The organism is Acetobacterium sp. UBA5834 (assembly GCF_002435675.1).
GTDB classification, from domain to species: Bacteria; Bacillota; Clostridia; order Eubacteriales; family Eubacteriaceae; genus Acetobacterium; species Acetobacterium wieringae.
The window spans coordinates 1-19,573 of record NZ_DJGY01000067.1; the positions used below are offsets into that span (position 1 = coordinate 1).

Annotated in this window: 14 protein-coding genes; 9 read left to right on the forward strand and 5 right to left on the reverse strand. The window is 46.1% G+C overall.

Features of this window, described 5'->3' with window-relative positions; all coding sequences use genetic code 11:
* Positions 1–33 precede the first annotated feature (33 nt).
* The 5 genes from B3F51_RS13465 to B3F51_RS13485 all read left to right on the forward strand — a co-directional run bounded on the left by B3F51_RS13465 (position 34) and on the right by B3F51_RS13485 (position 9,410).
* Entirely contained in the window at positions 34–1,269 is a 1,236-nt protein-coding gene (locus B3F51_RS13465) for an LL-diaminopimelate aminotransferase (protein WP_070369474.1), read from the forward strand.
* Between the two features lie 198 nt (positions 1,270–1,467).
* Positions 1,468–3,363, forward strand: a complete 1,896-nt coding sequence (gene htpG / locus B3F51_RS13470) for a molecular chaperone HtpG (RefSeq protein WP_286947594.1) — start codon at positions 1,468–1,470, stop codon at positions 3,361–3,363.
* Positions 3,364–3,917: 554 nt separating this feature from the next.
* A complete protein-coding gene (locus B3F51_RS13475) occupies positions 3,918–5,450 on the forward strand; it encodes an ABC-F family ATP-binding cassette domain-containing protein (RefSeq protein ID WP_286947596.1) in 1,533 nt (510 codons plus the stop codon).
* A gap of 125 nt (positions 5,451–5,575) precedes the next feature.
* Positions 5,576–8,053, forward strand: coding sequence for a LuxR C-terminal-related transcriptional regulator (locus tag B3F51_RS13480; RefSeq protein ID WP_286947598.1), 2,478 nt, complete (start codon positions 5,576–5,578; stop codon positions 8,051–8,053).
* A 169-nt stretch (positions 8,054–8,222) separates the two neighbouring features.
* Positions 8,223–9,410, forward strand: coding sequence for an anaerobic nitric oxide reductase flavorubredoxin (locus tag B3F51_RS13485; protein ID WP_070369902.1), 1,188 nt, complete (start codon positions 8,223–8,225; stop codon positions 9,408–9,410).
* Between the two features lie 297 nt (positions 9,411–9,707).
* Here B3F51_RS13485 and asrC read toward each other — a convergent pair whose 3' ends face one another.
* The 4 genes from asrC to hcp all read right to left on the reverse strand — a co-directional run bounded on the left by asrC (position 9,708) and on the right by hcp (position 14,224).
* Positions 9,708–10,676, reverse strand: a complete 969-nt coding sequence (gene asrC, locus B3F51_RS13490; protein ID WP_286947599.1) for a sulfite reductase subunit C — start codon at positions 10,674–10,676, stop codon at positions 9,708–9,710.
* Positions 10,677–10,686: 10 nt separating this feature from the next.
* The gene (gene asrB, locus B3F51_RS13495; protein WP_286947602.1) at positions 10,687–11,484 is read right to left on the reverse strand and encodes an anaerobic sulfite reductase subunit AsrB; all 798 of its coding nucleotides are present in this window, start codon (positions 11,482–11,484) and stop codon (positions 10,687–10,689) included.
* Positions 11,485–12,498: an anaerobic sulfite reductase subunit AsrA gene (gene asrA / locus B3F51_RS13500; RefSeq protein WP_286947604.1), complete on the reverse strand. Its 1,014-nt coding sequence runs from the start codon at positions 12,496–12,498 to the stop codon at positions 11,485–11,487.
* 163 nt (positions 12,499–12,661) lie between these two features.
* The gene (gene hcp / locus B3F51_RS13505) at positions 12,662–14,224 is read right to left on the reverse strand and encodes a hydroxylamine reductase (RefSeq protein WP_228883524.1); all 1,563 of its coding nucleotides are present in this window, start codon (positions 14,222–14,224) and stop codon (positions 12,662–12,664) included.
* 383 nt (positions 14,225–14,607) lie between these two features.
* On the opposite strand from hcp, the gene B3F51_RS13510 reads away from it, so the two are divergent.
* Positions 14,608–16,626: a GAF domain-containing protein gene (locus B3F51_RS13510; protein WP_070369808.1), complete on the forward strand. Its 2,019-nt coding sequence runs from the start codon at positions 14,608–14,610 to the stop codon at positions 16,624–16,626.
* Entirely contained in the window at positions 16,619–17,089 is a 471-nt protein-coding gene (locus B3F51_RS13515; protein WP_070369809.1) for an HAD family hydrolase, read from the forward strand. Before B3F51_RS13510 ends, B3F51_RS13515 begins: the two co-directional genes overlap by 8 nt.
* Positions 17,090–17,225: 136 nt before the next feature.
* Here B3F51_RS13515 and B3F51_RS13520 read toward each other — a convergent pair whose 3' ends face one another.
* Entirely contained in the window at positions 17,226–17,381 is a 156-nt protein-coding gene (locus tag B3F51_RS13520; RefSeq protein WP_349680224.1) for a zinc ribbon domain-containing protein, read from the reverse strand.
* A gap of 381 nt (positions 17,382–17,762) precedes the next feature.
* On the opposite strand from B3F51_RS13520, the gene B3F51_RS13525 reads away from it, so the two are divergent.
* Both B3F51_RS13525 and B3F51_RS13530 read left to right on the forward strand, forming a co-directional pair.
* Positions 17,763–18,623 carry a proline iminopeptidase-family hydrolase gene (locus B3F51_RS13525; RefSeq protein ID WP_084633444.1) on the forward strand — a complete coding sequence of 287 codons (861 nt, stop codon included), beginning with the start codon at positions 17,763–17,765 and terminating at the stop codon, positions 18,621–18,623.
* Between the two features lie 97 nt (positions 18,624–18,720).
* Positions 18,721–19,275 (forward strand): glycerol-3-phosphate responsive antiterminator, encoded by a 555-nt coding sequence (locus B3F51_RS13530; protein WP_070369812.1) that lies wholly within the window; start codon positions 18,721–18,723, stop codon positions 19,273–19,275.
* Positions 19,276–19,573: the final 298 nt, after the last annotated feature.

Below are 19,573 nucleotides of genomic sequence, written 5' to 3' on the forward strand. Positions count from 1 at the left end.
GAGGCTTGACAATATAGGAAGGAAAAAAATAAAATGGCATTAATTAATGAAAATTATCTAAAACTACCTGGATCCTACCTATTTTCAGAAATCGCACGACGGGTGGAAGCTTATAAAGCGGCCAATCCGGAGGCAAACATCATTCGATTGGGGATTGGTGATGTGACGAAACCGCTACCCGAAGCAGTCATCACCGGCTTACATAGCGCAGTTGACGAAATGGCCAGCGAAAAGACATTTAAGGGCTATGGTCCGGAACAGGGCTATGATTTCCTGCTGGAAAAAATTATCGAGTTTGATTTTAAAGCCCGGGGCGTTGAACTGGCGGTGGACGAAATCTTTGTCAGTGACGGTTCCAAAAGTGACACTGCCAATTTTCAGGAAATCTTCAGTCAGAATACCAGAATTGCCATCACCGATCCGGTATACCCGGTCTATGTCGACAGCAACGTTATGGCTGGTCGAAGTGGCACCTTAGGTGCTGATGGCAAATGGAGCGACATGGTCTACATTCCCTGTACCGCTGAAAATGGCTTTGTTCCCCAATTACCAACCGAAAAGGTGGATCTGATCTATCTTTGTTTTCCCAATAACCCGACTGGCACCACCATTAATAAAACCGAACTGAAAAAGTGGGTGGATTATGCCAAAGCTAACCAGGCCATTATTCTGTATGACGCAGCTTATGAAGCCTATATTCAGGAAGATGATGTCCCTCATAGTATCTATGAGATCGAAGGTGCCAAAGCGGTTGCCATTGAATTCCGTAGTTTCTCCAAAAATGCTGGCTTCACCGGAACCCGTTGCTCCTATGTGGTGGTGCCCAAAGAAGTGATGGGCTACACTGAAGCCGGGGAGCCGGTTGAAATCAATAAACTATGGAACCGTCGCCACTGTACTAAATTCAATGGTGTGCCCTACATCATTCAAAAAGGCGCTGAAGCGGTGTATACCGAAGCCGGTCAAGCGCAGATTAAGGCTCTGGTGGCATACTATATGAATAACGCCAAGCTGATCCGTGAAGGGGTTGCCAGTACTGGCATTGAAGTTTTTGGCGGTGTCAATGCTCCCTATATCTGGCTGAAAACGCCAGAGGGCATGGATTCATGGAGCTTCTTTGACAAACTCCTCACCGAGGTCAACATTGTCGGAACCCCTGGTGTGGGCTTTGGTCCCAGCGGTGAAGGCTATTTCCGACTAACCGCTTTCGGCAGCAAAGAAAACACTGAAGAAGCGATCCGACGTTTCACCACCGAATTTAAATTATAAGATCCTGCTAAACAAAAGATGCCCGGCAACAATGCTTGTCCGGGCATTTTTTATAGGACGGTTACTTGTCTCTGAGCAGTCACTCAGCCTTAAAAAATCATTAAAAGTGTTGACACTTTTCATAAAGTTACTTACAATATTGTTAGCACTCTTTCAGAAAGAGTGCTAACAATATACAAAATGAAGAAGAGGTATGTTATGGAAAAGAAGCAGTTTAAATCTGAATCCAAGCGTCTGATGGATTTGATGATCAATTCAATTTATACTAATAAAGAAATTTTTCTACGGGAATTGATTTCAAATGCATCGGATGCCATCGACAAGGTTTATTACAAAACATTAACCGACAAAGATAAAACCTTTAATAAGGACGACTACTATATCCGGATTCATCCCGACAAGGACAACCGTACTCTGACCATTGAAGACACCGGGATCGGAATGACCGAAGCGGAACTGGACGACAATCTGGGAACCATTGCCAAAAGCGGTTCCAGCGATTTCAAAAGCGAACAGGAAATGGAAGAAGATTTCGACATCATCGGTCAGTTTGGAGTCGGCTTCTATTCGGCCTTTATGGTAGCTGACAAGGTTACCGTGGAAACCAGGGCGGTTGATTCCGAACAGTCCTATATATGGGTTTCAGAAGGGGCTGACGGTTATACCATCGAACCGGGAACCCGCAAAACCCATGGTTCTAAAATTACCCTGCATCTCAAAGAAAATACCGAAGACAACAACTACGATGATTATCTGGAGCCTTACCGAATCCGTCATCTGGTGGAACATTACTCCAATTTTATCCGCTACCCGATTAAAATGGTGGTTGAAAATAGTCGCATTAAAGAAGAAACCAAAGACAGCGATAATCCGGAATACGAAACCTATCTGTCGGATGATGTGCTGAACTCAATGATCCCGATCTGGCGCAAAAATAAAAATGAGCTTACCGATGAAGACTACAACAATTTCTATCATGACAAACGACTGGGCTTTGATGCCCCGTTGGCCCATGTTCACCTCAGTATTGAAGGGGCCATGAGCTACAAGGCGATTCTTTATATTCCCGGTCAGGCGCCTTTTGACTACTACACCCGGGATTATGAAAAAGGTCTGGAGCTTTATTCCAACGGTGTCCTGATTATGGAAAAATGCAGTGAGCTGCTGCCGGATTACTTCAGCTTTGTCAAAGGGGTGGTGGACTCGGAAGATATTTCCCTGAATATTTCTCGGGAAATGCTCCAACAGGATCGTCAGCTGCGACTGATCAGCCGCAAAATCGATTCCCGAATTTCTGAAGAACTCAAAAAAATGCAGGAAAACGATCGGGAAACCTATGAAAAATTCTTTAAAGCCTTTGGTAACCAGATCAAGGTGGGTACCTATGATAAATGGGGTCAGGACAAGGAAAAACTGCAGGACTTCCTGCTCTTCTATTCATCCAAAGAAGGCAAGATGGTGACCCTCAAGGAATACGTGGAGCGGATGCCGGAAGACCAGAAATACATCTATTATGCCACCGGCTCATCGGTCAGCCAGCTGGAAAAACTGCCCCAGGTTTCGATCATCAAAGACAAGGATTATGAGATCCTGTATTTAACCGAAACCATTGATGAGTTTGTCACTCAGACCTTAAGACAATACGGCGAAAAAGAATTCCGTTCCGTATCCAGCCAGAATCTGGGACTGGAGGCACCGGAAGAAGATCAGAAAGACGATGCTGAGCAGACTTCCGAAGTGGATGAAAAGCTGTTGGCAAAAATGAAAGAACTGATCGGTGATGAGGTGGTTAAGGTTAAAACCACCGCTCATTTAAAAGATGACGTGGCCTATCTGTCCACTGAAGGGGATCTGTCCATTGAAATGGAAATGACCTTAAACACCATGCCCCAGGGTGGCGATGTGAAGGCCAAGAAAGTGCTGGAAATCAACAAAAACCATCCGGTTTATGAAAAACTGAAAACTTACTATGAAGCCGACGACGAGCAATTTGCCCTTTACACCGAACTGCTTTACAATCAGGCCCGCCTGATTGCCGGACTGCCACTGGACGATGTGGTGGCCTTTACCAAAAATATCAGCAAGCTGATGTAGATATAATCACAATACTTTCAGAAAACCAGTGTCGTTTAAGATGAATGGCGCTGGTTTTTTCTGCCATTTGACAAGTCCAGGCAATTTTGCTACACTAATAACAGTAACTGAAAGGTATGAGATGATGATTTTAACAATTGAAGCAGCTCTGACAATGGGATTATCGATGAGACATTGTTTAGAGCCTAAAGATAAAGTGTAAAACTTTTATTCTCATCGGTCTAAGCGCTTGATAGGATAGCAGTTTACTAGAGTTTATTGGCAAACTCCCGTACCGACCAATTGTTAATCTGTTGTTTCCTGCAGACTCGGACAGGCTATCGCCGTGTCCGCTCTGATGCAAACAACATGATATAACAATTGTCGGTACTACGTTATTTGTTTGATTATAGGCTATAGCATGCTATACTTTGTTTTACTGCGCCTAAACCGATAGCCATACAAAAAGTTTTAAGGCCATAACGCAATGCTCGTTATGGCCTTTTATAATGACAGAGAGTCAGTATAAGGGTGACTCTCTGTTTTTATTTTGTGAATTTTTAAAGGAGAAAAAAATGGGACTATTGGACGTTATCAATTTATCACATTCGTTTGGTGATAAAATTTTATATCAAGAGGCTTCCTTTGAACTGTTCAAAGGTGAGCACATGGGGATTGTCGGACGCAATGGTACTGGCAAGACCACTTTGTTAAATACCCTAATTGGTGAAATCATTCCCGATGGTGGGGAGATTCGCTGGCAAAAGGGCATTAAGGTCGGATATCTGGATCAGCATGCCCAGATTGATCAGGAGATTACGGTGTTTGACTATCTGAAAACATCGTTTCATGAGCTCTACGAAACCGAAGCCCAGTTGACCAGAATTTATGAAAACATGGCCAGCGACTGCAGTGAAAAAGCCATGAACCGGGCTGCTAATCTGCAGAGCTTGCTGGAAAACTCGGGCTTTTATGAACTGGAGAGCCGTGTGTTAAAAATTGCTGATGGTTTGGGGATTACTGCCCTGGGAATGGACAGCTTTTTGGAAAATCTCAGCGGCGGGCAGCGGGCCAAGGTCATTCTGGCCAAGCTGCTGCTGGAAGAACCCAATGTGCTGCTGCTGGATGAACCCACCAACTTTCTGGACAAGGAGCATGTGACCTGGCTCACCGATTATTTAAAAACCTATGAGGGCACCTTTCTGGTGATTTCTCATGACTTTGATTTTCTGGACAAGATTACCACCTGTGTCTGTGACATTGAATTCTGCACCATTAAAAAATACAGCGGTAATATTTCAAAGTTCATTGAGCTGAAAGGTCTCAGACGGGAAAGTTATATCCGGGAATTTGAGGCCCAGAAAAAGGAGATCAAGAAATTTGAAGACTATATTTCCAAAAACAAAGCCCGGGCTGCCACCGCCAGTATGGCCAAAAGCCGGCAGAAGCAATTGGATAAAATTGATCGGCTGCCACCACCGGAACTGGTGCCCAAACCCAATTTCCGCTTTAACGCATTGCACATTTCGGCCCAACGTTCTTTGAGTGCCAAAGATCTGGAAATTGGCTATGATTATCCGCTGCTATCTAAACTTAATTTTAAAATCGAGTCAGGTCAGAAAACCGTGATTACCGGGTTTAACGGGATTGGCAAATCCACCCTGCTTAAAACCCTGATCAAGCAGATCCCGGCGATTTCCGGCAAATTTAAATTTGCCGACAATATCAAGGTCGCCTATTTTGAACAGGATCTCAACTGGGATAATCCCACCCTGACCCCCATTCAGGTGGTCTCCGATGCTTATCCCAAACTGTCTCAGAGTCAGTTGCGGCGCTATCTGGCCCAGTGTGGTTTAAAGGCCAAAAGTATGCTTCAGAGCGTCGACACCCTTAGCGGTGGGGAACAGGCCAAGGTTAAAATCTGCATCCTGATGCTGACACCGGCCAATTTTTTAATCCTTGATGAGCCGACCAACCACCTCGATGCCGATGCCAAAGAGGTGTTAAGAAAAGAGCTGATCAAATGGACTGGCAGTCTGATTCTGGTCTCCCATGAATCCTCTTTTTATGAGGACTGGGCCGATGCGATCATCAATATAGAAGGTTAATGCCAATAATAAACGATGTCCTCAAAAAAAACTTAACAGATGTAAAAAATCCGGCTATAATAAATTAATCGGTAGTTATGATTTGCCTGATTTAAAATAAAATCACACAATGAAATGAGACATTCGTGAAAATACAATTTTTACAGCGAGAACGCATCAATAAAATATTGGCCAATCTTTTTGATTATCCGTTGACCATCGTCGAAGCGCCCATGGGTTACGGAAAAACAACGGCAGTCCGGAATTTTCTTAAAGCAGCGGGGCTTCAGCCGATCTGGATCACATTTCAGCCGGAGACGGGGTTTATTGATTATTACTGGCACAAATTTGCCACCGCAGTTAGCCGGATCGATCAAGCCAGTGGCGAGACCCTGAAACAGCTGGGCTTTCCGGTGGATGTCCCGCAGATGGATCAGGTAATTTCGGTGCTGTCGGACATGGTTAGTGATGAGAAAATTATTCTGGTGTTGGATGACTATCACTTGACCAATAGCGAACCGCTGAATCGCCTGGTGGCGCAGATTGTTTCGGAGGGGATCGAAAATTTTACTCTGATCCTGATCACCCGCAATACGGTTCATTTAAACAGCGCCGAACTGGTGGCCAAAGGATATTGTCAATTGATCAATCAGGATCTGCTCAAATTCACCGAGGCAGAAGTCCGGGATTATTGCCTGATGATGATGGACACCATTTCTGAAAAAGATGTACAGCAAGTAAACGACTATGCCGGCGGCTGGATAACCCTGACCTATATGCTGCTGCTTGGACTGGAGCAGGGGATTCCAGTGGGCCTGAACATGACCATTGAAGAGCTGATCAATCAAACCATTTTTTCCGGTTATGACAACACCATCCAGGATTTTCTGATTCAACTGTCGGTGATGGACGCCTTTACCGAAGAACAGGCCCGGTTTATTACCAGCGAAGCCAAGGCTGGCGTGATTCTTGGTCATCTGAAAAAGGAAAACTCCTTTATTTATTTTGATGAGATCAATAAAAGCTATCAGATTCATCATGTGCTGCTGGATTTTTTGCGAACCAGACAGCGGTTTTCCCCAGAACAACGACAGATGGTGTATTATCGGTTGGGGGAATGGTATCTGATCCACCAGGAGTTTCCCAAAGCTTATCGTTATTTTTATCAGGCCGGCGCCGATCGGCGCATCCTTGAGCATTTAAATAATCCCGAAAATATCCGCAATGAGTTGGCTGAATTTGATGGCGCCGGGGAGCTGTTTGCCAAAACCCCGATCGCAGTGCTGCATCAATACCCGCTGGCCTATTTGCAGCATATTCTGGTTTCGCTGCTGCGGGGAAATGACGAAACGGCGGCGGTCTGCTGCCAACAGCTGGCCGAATTGGAGCAGTATTTTACCGCTTTGGATGATCACACCCGACCCGATAAAAACCGGATTTTGGCGGAGCTTAATATTGTCCGCAAGTTCACCCTCTTTAATCATGTCGAAGCGTCCACTGCCCGGAATGATCTGATCAATGAGCTGCTAAATGGGGAGCAGTCCTACATTATGCAGCGGGATAATGAGTTTACCTTTGGCTCGCCCCATTTACTTTACAATTATTTCCGGGATCCGGGGGCCTTCGAAAAAACCGCCGCCCTGGTGATCAAGAAATTTCCAGTTTACCCCCGCTATGCCAACGGCAATGGCACCGGTTCAGAACACCTGGCCAGGGCTGAATTTGCTCTTGAAACCGGCAACTGGACCGAGGCGCAAATAAACAGTGACAAGGCGATTTATAAAGCCCGAACCAAAGAGCAGTACAGCATTATCATTTGCGCCAACTTTAATTTAATTCGGCTGGAGATTTTTCAGGGGCATATCAATGACGCCCTGAATCGCTTCCGGGAATTGGAAAAAGAAATTCTGGCCGTCAAAAACCCTATTTTCAACACCACACTGGATATTTGTAAGGGTTATATTTATGCCTGCCTGGATCAGGTGGAAAAAATTCCCTTTTGGCTCCAGATCGGCAATATGACAACGGCGGATCTGTTTTATCAGGGGGTGGCCTTTAATTATCTGGTTTATGGCAAGGCGGTTGTGGCCTCCCGGAATTTTGTCAAGCTTGAGGTACTGGTTGAAAGCTTTGGGGAGTATTTTTCGATCTATCATAACCAGTTGGGCTTTATTCATAACGGCATTTTTGACGCCATTGCCAAATACCATCTTAACGGCCTGGGAGCTGGGCAAAAAGTCCTTAACCGGGTGCTCACCGAAGCACAGCCGGACGGGATTGTCATGCCTTTTGTGGAGAATGCACCGCAGCTTTTGCCAATGCTCAAAGCGTCGGCGGCCGAGCACCCGGAGGACCCATATCGCCACAAACTGGTGTCACTGAGTGAAAGCTATTGTCAGAGTCTGAAAAATGGCGAATTGTTCCGGGTAACGCTGACCCAACGGGAACACGAAGTGTTACTGCTGACCGCCAGGGGGTTAAAGCGTGAAGAAATCGCCAATCGGCTTTTTATTGCTCCGGGCACGGTAAAAACCCATCTCCAGAATGTCTATAAAAAACTCGAAGTAAATGGTAAAAGTGCTGCCATCAAAACTGCAGTCAAAAATGGCTTGCTAAGCATTTGAAATAATTTAAAACACCGGTATTACAGTGATTGGTTGTAATATCGGTGTTTTTTTATCCACAGGTTGGGTAAAACAACCGATTATTTATAAGAATTCCGGGTAGATATCATTAAAGGATATTTTTAAGCGTAAGGTTTTGTGAATTTAGTAGTGTATGAGAGGGAAAATGATGAAAAAATTAATCAAAAACAATGTTAGCTGGGTTGGTAAAGTGGATTGGGAACTGCAGCAGTTTCATGGCAATGAATTTTCAACAAATCATGGCTCCACCTACAATTCCTATTTGATTCAAGAAGAAAAAACGGTATTAATTGACACGGTGTGGATGCCCTATGCCAAAGAGTTTGTTGAAAATCTCGCCCAGGTCATTGACTTGAGTGAGATCGACTATATTGTGGCCAACCATGGGGAAGTTGACCACAGCGGGGCCTTACCAGCACTGATGGAGAAAATTCCCGATGTACCGATTTACTGTACCGAAAACGCAGTTAAATCGTTAAAGGGTCAGTATCATCAGGACTGGAACTTCCAGGTGGTTAAAACCGGGGACAAGCTGGATCTGGGTAATGGCAAAGAACTGATTTTTGTGGAAATGAAGATGCTCCACTGGCCGGACAGTATGGCTACCTATATGACAGGGGACAATATACTATTCAGTAATGACGCCTTTGGCCAGCATTATGCCACCGAAAGATTGTATAATAACCTGGTTGATCAATGTGACTTGTACAAAGAAGCGATGAAATATTATGCCAATATTCTCACCCCGTTCAGTGCCATCCTGCGGAAAAAACTGGACGAAATTATTGCCTTCAATCTGACCATTGATATCATTGCCACCAGCCATGGCGTGATCTGGAACGACAACCCGATGCAGATCGTTGAGAAATATGCCCAGTGGGCCGGAGATTATCAGGAAAATCAGATTACCATTATCTACGACACGATGTGGAACGGCACCAAAACCCTGGCTGAAAAAATAGCTGAGGGCATCGGTCTGACCGACCCGGATGTCGAAGTGAAGGTCTTCAACCTGGCCAAAAGCGATGAGAATGATCTGATCACCGAGGTCTTTAAATCAAAAACGGTGTTGATTGGCTCACCGACCATCGGCGGCAGTATTCTTCATTCCATTGCTGGTTTTGTTCACCTGATGAAAGAGCTGAAGTTTAAAAATAAAAAAGCCGCCGCCTTTGGCTGTTACGGCTGGAGTGGTGAGTCTACCAAGGTATTAAATGAATGGCTGACTGGTGCCGGCTTTGAAATCATCAACGAGGGTATCCGCAATCAGTGGAACCCGGACACCGCCCAACAGGAACTGGCCATTGACTTTGGCAAACAAATCGCCAAAGCTTAGAAATGGATTTGTGAATAATAAGAACATAATATAAAAAACGACTTAATCGTGAGACAAAGTCGTTTTAGGTTACGGCAACTACCGTACCGACCAATTGTTAATCTGTTGTATGCGCACAATTCGTACAGTTGCAAATAAAAATTCGGCTGAACATCGGCGTTTCGTTGCAACTGTTCGCCTTGAGGCACACAACATGATATAACAATTGTCGGTACTGGGTTAGTTTTCAAGAATTAATGAGAATAGAAAAAAACGACTTAATCGTGACTAGGTCGTTTTTTGTTCGATCATTAAAAATCAGACATAGTGTATGCCGCTCCAGTAAACGGGGTTTTTGACGATGGTGCGGGAATCCAGTTCCACGCCATCCATGGCCCATTTTTTAAATTCTTCAAAACCGGTGCGGTCAATGATGTAGCCGATGTGTTCTTTGCCGCCAGGAGCATCCCGGTCGATGTAATTGGTCACAAAACCGTAGGTGTTTTTGACGATTTTGATAATCGCATCTTCGGTGGCCCAGACCAGGAAGTCTTCAGCCAGCCGGGGATTCCGTTTGCCGGTACGACCCATGATCACCAGTCGGTAGTAGGTTTCCGGGCTGCGGGTCCAGGCCCGGGTGGGGCAGTTGATGACACATTCGCCGCAGCCCACACATTTTTCAGTGTTGCGGACAATCCGGTAGTTTTCCACCGACAAAGCATCCACCGATTTTTTCTTGCAGGCCTTGACGCAGGCCTGACAGCCCATACAACGTTCTTTTTCATATTGGGGTTCAGTCATACCGATGATCCCAAAATCATGCATCCGGATTTTGATGCAGTCATTGGCACAGCCGGTGAAGGCCACCTTGAAATGCAGATCGTTGGGGAAGATTTCCTTCTCCATCCGCTTGGCAAAATTGGTGGTGTTATAGGTGGCAAAAGGACAGACATTGCTGCCGATGCAGGCCGAAACATTCCGGGTACCGGCGGAGGTATAACCCTTGCCGGGGATTTCCTGATTGATTTCCAGCTTTTCAATAATCGGCTGCAGTAGGGCATTGACGGTGTCGATGTCCCCGTATTTAATCCCCGGGATTTCAAAGCCCTGACGGGTGGTTAAATGGATCTTGCCATCACCATAGGTTTGGGCGATGTTCTGGATCAATGGCAGCAGCTCGGCGGTTAACAGTCCCCCGGGAACCCGGATTCGGGAAGCGGTTTCCCCACGAACCTTGGTGATGCGATAGGCATTCTTCTTTATCTTCTTGGTATTCAGATCTAACATGGCGCTCCTCCTAATCCTTTAAAAATTTTCCCTTGGTGTAATTAAATACCGGGCCGTCCAGACAAATATAGGTATCATCAATTTTACAGTGGCCGCATTTACCGATGCCACAACACATTTTTCGTTCCTGGGAGATCCACAGGTTTTCTTCGAAAAAGCCCTTGGCCAGCAGATCACTGATGACGCATTTCATCATGACCGGTGGACCAACGATGATGCCGACGGCTTCTTTAAGGTCTTTGACCAGCAGCTCGGGAATATAATGGGTGACCAGGCCGCAATTGCCGGAATAGTCATCATCCGGGTAATCAACGGTGAGGACCACCTTGATGTTCTTTTCCCACTCTTCAAAGTCTTTCTTGAAGAGCATATCCTTGGGGGATTTAAAGCCCACCAGCAGGGTAAAGCTTTTGCAGTCGTTCGGATGGGCCGAGAAATAATCAACAATCCCTTTAACCGGGGAAAGACCGGTACCGCCGGCCACCAGCAGAATTTCTTTGCCCTTGTAGTTCTCGATATCAAAACCATTGCCATAGGGCCCCCGCAAGAACAGGGTGTCACCCACATAATTTTCAAAAATCTCATCGGTAACCTTGCCGACTTTACGGATGGTCAGATCGACGGTGCCATCACCGATGCCGCTGACTGAAATCGGTGCTTCCCCGAACTTCGGTAGGGATACCTCAAAAAACTGACCCGGTTTGACATCACCAGTGTAGGTCATCCGGAAGGTATATTCGATTTCGGTATGTTTGATCACTTCAGTGATTTCCGAAAGAAAAGGAATATAAGGATTAAGTTCAGCCATTTAGTTTTCCTCCTTTGCGGTGTCATTGACTAGGGTGTTGAGCTTATTGATGCAATTGGCAAAAGAAATATATTCGGGACAGACATCGTCGCAGCGACCGCAGCCGATACACATATGGGTGCCGAAGCGCCGTTTATAGTCGTTGACCTTGTGCAGTACCTTAAAACGCATCCGTTGACCCTTGTCGTTTCGAAAGGCATGACCGCCGGCCATATCGGTATAACCATCGATATGACAGGATGCCCAAACCCGCCGCCGTTCGCCAGCTTTGCCGTTGTCGGTGTAGAAGATGTCCTGCATGGTGAAACAGGTACAGGTGGGACAGACAAAATTACAGCGGCCGCAGGCAATGCAACGATTGCCGTAATCCTCCCAGAAGGGGTCATCAAACAGGGTCTGGGGAACCGTTTCGGGAATCGTCACCACCGTCTCATTGGCGGTGACCGAATCCGGAATGACCGAGGCTGGAGTTGCTCCAGCCAGGGCAGCGTCGAGAGCATCCCAATGGCTGTCCACCAGTACGGTTTCGCCAGTTACTTTAAGATAAGCGTCATAATCATCGCTGGTCTGGGTGCCCATGGACACACAGAAACAATTTTCAAAGGAGTTTTCGCAGCCCATTAGAATAAATTTGGTATTGTCCCGGAGCCGTTTGTAATAGGTGTCCACGGCACCGTTTTCCAGATAGATGGTGTCCATTCGTTTCAGACCGTGGAGATCACAGCTGCGTAAGAAAACAATGGCGCCTTTTTTGGGAGCGTCTGCTTCTTTCATTTCATTTTCGGTAAAGTAAAATAGGGTTTCAGAAATGGGCAGTAAAACCTCTTTAAACGAATAGTTTGATTTTTCAGCAAATTCAATTTCAGAAAGATCGGTGATTTCACCGTAACGGATGGTGTCGATATGGACAAAGGTGCCATCGCCGACATACCGTTTGGGGGCATAGATAAGGTAGTCTTTTGACAAGTCAGCAAAAATCGTATTCATTTTCGCTGCAGTAGTTTGGTAACCCATAAACAAGTCCTCCTTCAAGTTTTTTGGTGATTGTTGCGGTAAAACTGAAGTCTGTCAAAAGTCCTTTTTAGGGGATCTTTGACAGACTTTTTATTGGTTAGAAGATGTTAAAAATTGGCAGTATTAATCAAGCCTGATGGTACTGCTACGCTATTGCTTTAGATTAAGCTTGACCCAGACATTTTGCCATGTCAGCTTCTGGAGTCGAGATTGGTCCGATATTGTAGTTTTCAACCAGCACGTTTAATACATTTGGTGAAACAAAGGCGGGCAGTGATGGTCCCAATAAGATGTTTTTAATGCCGAGGTGCAGCAGGGTCAACAGGATACAAACCGCTTTTTGTTCGTACCAGGACAATACCATCGACAGCGGCAGTTCGTTGACGCCACAGTCGAAGGCTTCAGCCAGGGCAACCGCAACCATAATCGCTGAGTAAGCATCATTACATTGGCCCATATCCATCAGTCGTGGCAAGCCGCCGATGGTGCCCAGATCCAGGTCGTTGAAGCGGTATTTGCCACAGGCCAGGGTCAGGACAACGGTGTCGTCAGGAGTTTGTTTAACGAAATCGGTGTAGTAGTTACGGCCTGGTTTCGCACCGTCACATCCGCCAACCAGGAAGAAGTGTTTGATGGCGCCGGCTTTAACAGCGTCGATGACCTTATCCGCTACGCCCAGCACCGTACCCCGGCCAAATCCGGTCAGGACTTTAGTACCTCCATTGATTCCAGTCATGGCTTTGTCTTCCGGATATCCGCCCAGTTCCAGCGCTTTGGCAATCACAGGAGCAAAGTCTTTTTCTTTGCCAACATGGATCATTCCGGGGTATTGAACCACATCAGTGGTGAAAATACGGTCTGAATAGCTTTCTTTTACTGGCATAATGCAGTTGGTAGTGAACAGAACTGGTGCTGGAACATCAGCAAATTCTTTTTGTTGATTCTGCCATGCGGTTCCGAAGTTTCCTTTTAAGTGGGCATGTTTTTTGAGTTCTGGATAAGCATGGGCAGGTAACATTTCACCGTGGGTGTAAATATTGATGCCTTTGCCTTCGGTTTGTTCCAGTAATAATTTCAAATCATGTAAATCATGACCAGTAATGATGATAAATGGTCCTTTTTCAATGGTTAATGGCACTTCGGTGGGGACTGGGGTGCCGTAGGTTTCGGTGTTGGCTTTGTCAAGCAGCGCCATTACTTTTAAATTGATTTCTCCAGTTTTAAGCACCAGTGGTAGCAGTGTATCCATCCCTAAGTCAGAGCCTACAGCAGCTAAAGCTTGATAGAAGAAAGCATCAACGTCAGCGTCTTTGTAACCAAGTATTTCGGCATGATGAGCATAGGCCGCAACCCCTTTTATCCCTAACAGGATCAGGGTTTTTAAAGAACGGATGTCTTCGTTGTCGTCCCATAATTGGGCCATGTCATAATCTTCAGCGGTTGGATCAAGATCCGCTTTCATTTTGTCGACACAGGCGACCATCGCTTTGATGCTTTCGTCATCGAAGCTAACATTAGTAACCGTGGTAAACAGGGCTTTTTTAATACATGCATCAGTGGCTTCGGTGGCAGCCGTTTTTTGAACGGCTTTGGCCAGTCCAATACAGGCACCGACTAACTTATCCTGATCGCCGGCAACAACCGGTGTTTTACCACAGACACCGCTGACCTCACATCCAGTTCCTTTGGCCGTTTGTTCACATTGAAAACAAAACATATCTTTCATCTTTTTACCTCTCTCGTAAAATATTTTATCTGTTAACCCGAATTAACGGGAAATAACCATGCAATAGCACAACTACTTATAGTCTACCCAGAAACATTGCCTTATAACCCTTTATTCTTAAAAGCTTACAATTTTTTGTCTTTACAAACTTTAATCGTATTCATAAAAAATTCCGCAGTTTGGGTGATGGGTTTTTGGGCTATCAGTGGTAGTATCACTGACGATGACGTAATGATACTACATATCAGCTCTTTTGGCAGTTGCAAATGCAACATATATTAAAAAAAATTAAATTAATTTATGTTGAGACGAGGCAATCACGTCTTTTATTCCGAAACTGATTATGATATCATTTGACAATAAGCAATGAAAAGAGGAATATCATGAGCCTAAAAATGAGCAACCTGCTGGATGTGGAAAAATATCTGTTACTGGAACTGGTTTATTTTCATTTACCGCCGGAGCACAAAAACCGGATTAGCCGTGAAGCCCCGATGAAGCTGGACGAGTATATCGACCTGGTGGAATACTGTGGTTACTCGGTGTATCCTGGCTTTATCAGCTGTTCAGCAAATGGCTATCAATATAAAAAACGCCGGCAGGCTCATTTTAAACGAATCTTTGCATCCAGTGAGAATCTTGATGACGTTGTGATAACGGGTTATGTCAATGATAATTATGGCCGCTTTGGCAACACGACTGACAAAAATAAAACCAGCTTTGTGGGCCTCGCCCTGGCTGACCAGGACAATAATGGGGCTGTAGTTTTCAGTGGCTGCGAGCAGATGTATCCCAGTAGCATTGTGTTGGACTGGGGCGGATGCCTGATTGCCTCGCTGGGTGTGGTTACTTCACACCATCATCAGGCCATGAACTTTTACGACCATTACATGGCCGGAATCCTCGGTGAACGCAATATCTTGGGACATTCCAAAGGCGGCAATCTGGCGACCTATGTTTATATCAACCGCCTTGACCAAAACACCCGGGCCTACTGTGTTAACGCCCAGCCCTACTGCTGGTATACCATGAATGATACTCAGAAGGAAGCTCTGAAGACGGACCGTTTTGAGTACATTGTTCATCAGAATGATCCCACCCGCAAGGCCAGTTATGTTTCTTATATCAGCCGGACGGCCCCCCTTAATCGCTATGCATCCCGGCGTTTTATTGATATTCACGGCTTTGCTGAGGTGAAATTTGACGAATTTGGAAATCTCGAAGGGGCCCGGGTTATCCGGGAAACCGCCAGCCAGCTGAAATCCCGGCTGTTTCATGACTATGCCGCCGAAAAGCGACTGACTCATGACGAATGCATGGCCCGCTTTCAGGAAAAACTTTCCGAAATCACCTCGCTGCCGCGGCTGTTCAGCACCACCCTGGACGAGATCCTGCTGGTCACCGAAGCCCGGGTGGCGATAATCTGGTTAAAGGATGAAGATGACCGGGGCCCTTTTATTTATCCGCTGATTATTAAGAGTCCCGGGGCGGAGGATCTCTATCAGCTGAAACTGCGGCCAGGCCAGGGGATTGCCGCCCAATCCGTTTTTGAGGGATTGCCACTGTATATCAGAGATTCCCGACATTATCGGCTGCCAGTTGCTAGTTTGAACCGGGTCTTGGGCCTGACCATCACCTCCGAGATTGCGGTGCCGCTGGGGATTGATGAAGCTGATGTATTTGGCGCCCTGGAATTGGTCAACAAGCTGGACGGGGTCTTTTCACTGGAAGATTTTGCGCTGGTCAATGAGATGACCCTGGCGATGCTGGATTTGTTTAAAAAATCTGGACAGTCGCTGGACAGTTACCGGGATTTTTCGTTGCTGCAGATCCGTAAAGGTGGCCAGCGGATCTTTGCGGTCGAAAAAAACGGTTTTAAGGAAAAAACCTTTGGCTCCCAGACTGACAAGAATGCTTTTCTAAAAAAGATATCAGGTCTGTCGTTGGAACCCAACGAACGGTTGATTTTTAACCGGATCACCTTTACCTGCGACAAACCGGAGCAGTTAAAGCGATTACGGCGGCAGGAGTATGCCGTTATCTTTGAGCACCCTCAGCTGCGGCAGGCCAGAACCCGGGTCAGCACGGTGCTGATGAGGCTATTGCTCCAGCTCCGGGAAAACCGGGTAAATCTCAGTATGGTGGCTAAAATGATGGGGCTTGATGATAAACTGAAAACCCGGATCATCGATCTCAGCGAAGCCGAATACATCCGGCTGGAGTATGGCATGGCCCGGATCCGGCGGCCTAAACTGATCATCGTCAATCCCCCACCCCGGGGACTCAACCCCGCAGCTTATCAGGTTATGTGTAACCGACTCAAAAAAGACTGCCAAAAGAAAGCGGTGACGGTGATTGTTTTAAATGTAGATAACGAAAACAACGAGGTGAAAAATGATTAATCTGGAAATTCCTGGTCATGAGACCATGGTGGTCGAACATGTGACCTTTGATTATAATGGCACCCTGGCGGTCGATGGCTATCTGGTGGCGGGGCTCAAAGAACGGTTGGTGGCTTTGGCGGAATTGGTAGAGGTGCATATTCTCACTGCCGATACCTTTGGGTTGGTACGTGAGCAATGCGGTGATCTGCCGGTGACGATTGAGATTTTTACCAGGGACAATATTGCCCAAAAGAAAAAGGCCTTTGTTGAGGCGCTTGGCGGTGCGACCAATGTTGCCATCGGCAATGGCAACAATGATCGGGAAATGTTTGCGGTCAGTCAACTGGCGATTGTGGTGATGGGAGAAGAAGGCTGTTGTGTGAAGTCCCTGCTAGCAGCGGATATCGCTGTAAATAGCCCATTGGATGCGCTTGATTTGCTGTTGAACAAGGATCGGATCGTGGCGACCCTGCGGACTTGAACACATGATGACAAAATCCCTTATCTATTTTCAGAACCAAAACAAGACCTGAAAATACGGAGTGGCTTTTCAGGTCTGTTTGCTGTTAAGGCTTAGATCAGTGCGGTCAGACAATTGCAGCTTGCGGAAATCGCATTTAGGGACTGACTTTCTGACCGCAGTTTAAGCAGAATTTCGAGTCGGCGGCCAGGATCGTACCACAGTTGCTGCAGTGCAGGGCTTCAGTTTGTTTGAACCCGCATTCCGGCAAAATTTGGAGTGCGAAGGAATCACCATTTTGCAGTGACTGCAAACCATGGTGTCCTGATGAACAGCAGTCTGTGACTGATTTAGGCCCGCTTTCAAGGCATCTTCATCTTCAATGAAATCTAAAATACTTCCGACGACACCATGATGGTGATCATGTCTACGATAATCATTATCATCGTATGAATGGCTCATGTTTACACCTCTATTAATTATAAAATTGATATGGCTATAATGTATAATCCTTTCACGGGATTGTAAAGGCGTAGAATGAAAATGACCAAAAATACGCCATTAAGCGATGGGATTGATAGCTCAAATTGTTAGTATGATAAAAAAACGGGTAATGCGTAAGTAAAAGCCTAAAACAGCTATCAAACGCAAGACCTTTTTCCAGGATAAACACAAAATAAAATTGAGGAGAATTATGATGAGAGAAGATTATATCAACTATCAGGGCAAGAAAATCTGGTATTCCGCTTATGGCGAGTCGTTACAGCAGACGCCGCTACTGGTGGTTCATGGGGGGCCGGGATTTTTAAGTATCCCGGACGTGCTGGCTGACTTCAGTGACGAGCGGCCGGTCTATTTTTATGACCAATTGGGCTGCGGAAACTCGGACAAAGCTGATCAGCCCGATGATTATTGCCTGGAGTACTTCGTCTCCGAGCTCGATGCGGTGATTCAGGGATTGCAGCTCAGCGAGGTGATTTTATTGGGGTTGTCCTGGGGGTGTGGGCTCAGTGTTGCCTATATGCTGGATAAAAAGCCGCAGTTTGTTACTGCGCTGATTCTTTCGGCGCCCTATCTGAGCACCCCGCTGTGGGAGGAATGTGCCATCGAAAACATTTCCAACCTGCCCGAAGCGATCCAAAAGATCATCGTTGCCGCCGAAAAAAATCAGCAGTTTGGTGCCGACTATGAGATGGCCACTGGCGTTTATTACCAAAAATACCTCTGTCGCCTGGAGCCCTGGCCGGATAGCGTGATGGCATCATTTGGTAAACTGAATATGGATGTTTATCTACCGATGTGGGGCCCCAGCGAATTCACGGTTAACGGTAAACTCAAACAGTTTGACCTGATGCCCCGGCTACACGAAATCCCGGTGCCGGTGCTCTTAACCTGTGGCGACAACGATGAAGCCGGGGTCAAAATGGTGAAGGATTTTCAAATGGCCTTTCCCCAGGGGGCGATGGCGGTGATTCCCGGTGCGGCCCATCTCCATCATATTGAACAGCCGCTTATTTACAAAACGATTGTCCGGGAGTTTTTAAGCGATAAGTAGCGCCAGGAAATTATGCCACTCAATCAGGGTCGCCGCTTAAAAAAAAGTTGACGGTTTTATTCCCCTTGTGCTATGATCTAGACAATGAGGAGAGCAAATGAGTTGGATTGATTTTTCAGAATTTCAGGTGATCCCTTCGATTCGTCGCTTGGGTGATCTGGAAATTGCCCTAAACAGCGAGGCCCAGGTTATTTTACTGACCGAAGCCCATATTGCCAATCTCCAGGAGCTGGTCAAGCTGGTTCACGCTAAGGATAAAAAAGCCCTGGTTAATCTGGAATTACTGGGTGGTTTTGGCAAAGACCAGGTTGGCATGAAGCTATTAAAAAACTATTATCATGTCGATGGGGTGATGTCAACCGACAGTGGCAAGCTGGGGATGGCCAAACAATGCGGTCTGGTAACCTTTCAACGATTTTTTCTGCATGATTCACGCTCGTTTGAGACAGCCCTTAAAATCATAGATTGTTCCCGGGTTGACGGCGCTGAGCTGCTACCGGCAGTGATGGCCCTGGATTGTTATCAAAAACTGATGACGGTGGCCAAAATTCCCTTATTGGCCGGTGGTTTTATCCGTGACCGGAAGATGATGGACAAGATCAAAGGCTGCGGCTTTAAAGGTTTGACGGTTAGCGACAAGTCACTGTGGTAGGTTGGCGATGAATTTATAATAAAACAGAATAGCATGTGCCGGATGGTAATTGTGTGAGTCCTGCTTAATAAATGTGATGATATGTCGCATTTATTAAGCAGGACTTTTTTTCGTAAGCAGGGGGATGCGGGCGGTCAATGGTCCCTACGAACCGATGATCGACTACGCTGTAAAGTATCAACAAAAGCGGCGGGCATCATAATGTTCGGGCAAGGGTCTGATTTTTTTGGTCATTGTCAATCGCTCGAAACGTCAAACACTAACTCGTTTAAAATTCAAAAAATACATTGGAGGTAAC

Excerpts from the sequence above, each read along its gene's own strand:
- htpG (WP_286947594.1), top strand. The coding sequence starts at position 1,468 with ATGGAAAAGAAGCAGTTTAAATCTGAATCCAAGCGTCTGATGGATTTG.
- B3F51_RS13465 (WP_070369474.1), top strand. The coding sequence starts at position 34 with ATGGCATTAATTAATGAAAATTATCTAAAACTACCTGGATCCTACCTA.
- B3F51_RS13475 (WP_286947596.1), top strand. The coding sequence starts at position 3,918 with ATGGGACTATTGGACGTTATCAATTTATCACATTCGTTTGGTGATAAA.
- B3F51_RS13485 (WP_070369902.1), top strand. The coding sequence starts at position 8,223 with ATGAAAAAATTAATCAAAAACAATGTTAGCTGGGTTGGTAAAGTGGAT.
- B3F51_RS13510 (WP_070369808.1), top strand. The coding sequence starts at position 14,608 with ATGAGCCTAAAAATGAGCAACCTGCTGGATGTGGAAAAATATCTGTTA.
- B3F51_RS13530 (WP_070369812.1), top strand. The coding sequence starts at position 18,721 with ATGAGTTGGATTGATTTTTCAGAATTTCAGGTGATCCCTTCGATTCGT.
- hcp (WP_228883524.1), bottom strand. The coding sequence starts at position 14,224 with ATGAAAGATATGTTTTGTTTTCAATGTGAACAAACGGCCAAAGGAACT.
- asrB (WP_286947602.1), bottom strand. The coding sequence starts at position 11,484 with ATGGCTGAACTTAATCCTTATATTCCTTTTCTTTCGGAAATCACTGAA.
- asrC (WP_286947599.1), bottom strand. The coding sequence starts at position 10,676 with ATGTTAGATCTGAATACCAAGAAGATAAAGAAGAATGCCTATCGCATC.
- B3F51_RS13525 (WP_084633444.1), top strand. The coding sequence starts at position 17,763 with ATGATGAGAGAAGATTATATCAACTATCAGGGCAAGAAAATCTGGTAT.
- B3F51_RS13515 (WP_070369809.1), top strand. The coding sequence starts at position 16,619 with ATGATTAATCTGGAAATTCCTGGTCATGAGACCATGGTGGTCGAACAT.
- asrA (WP_286947604.1), bottom strand. The coding sequence starts at position 12,498 with ATGGGTTACCAAACTACTGCAGCGAAAATGAATACGATTTTTGCTGAC.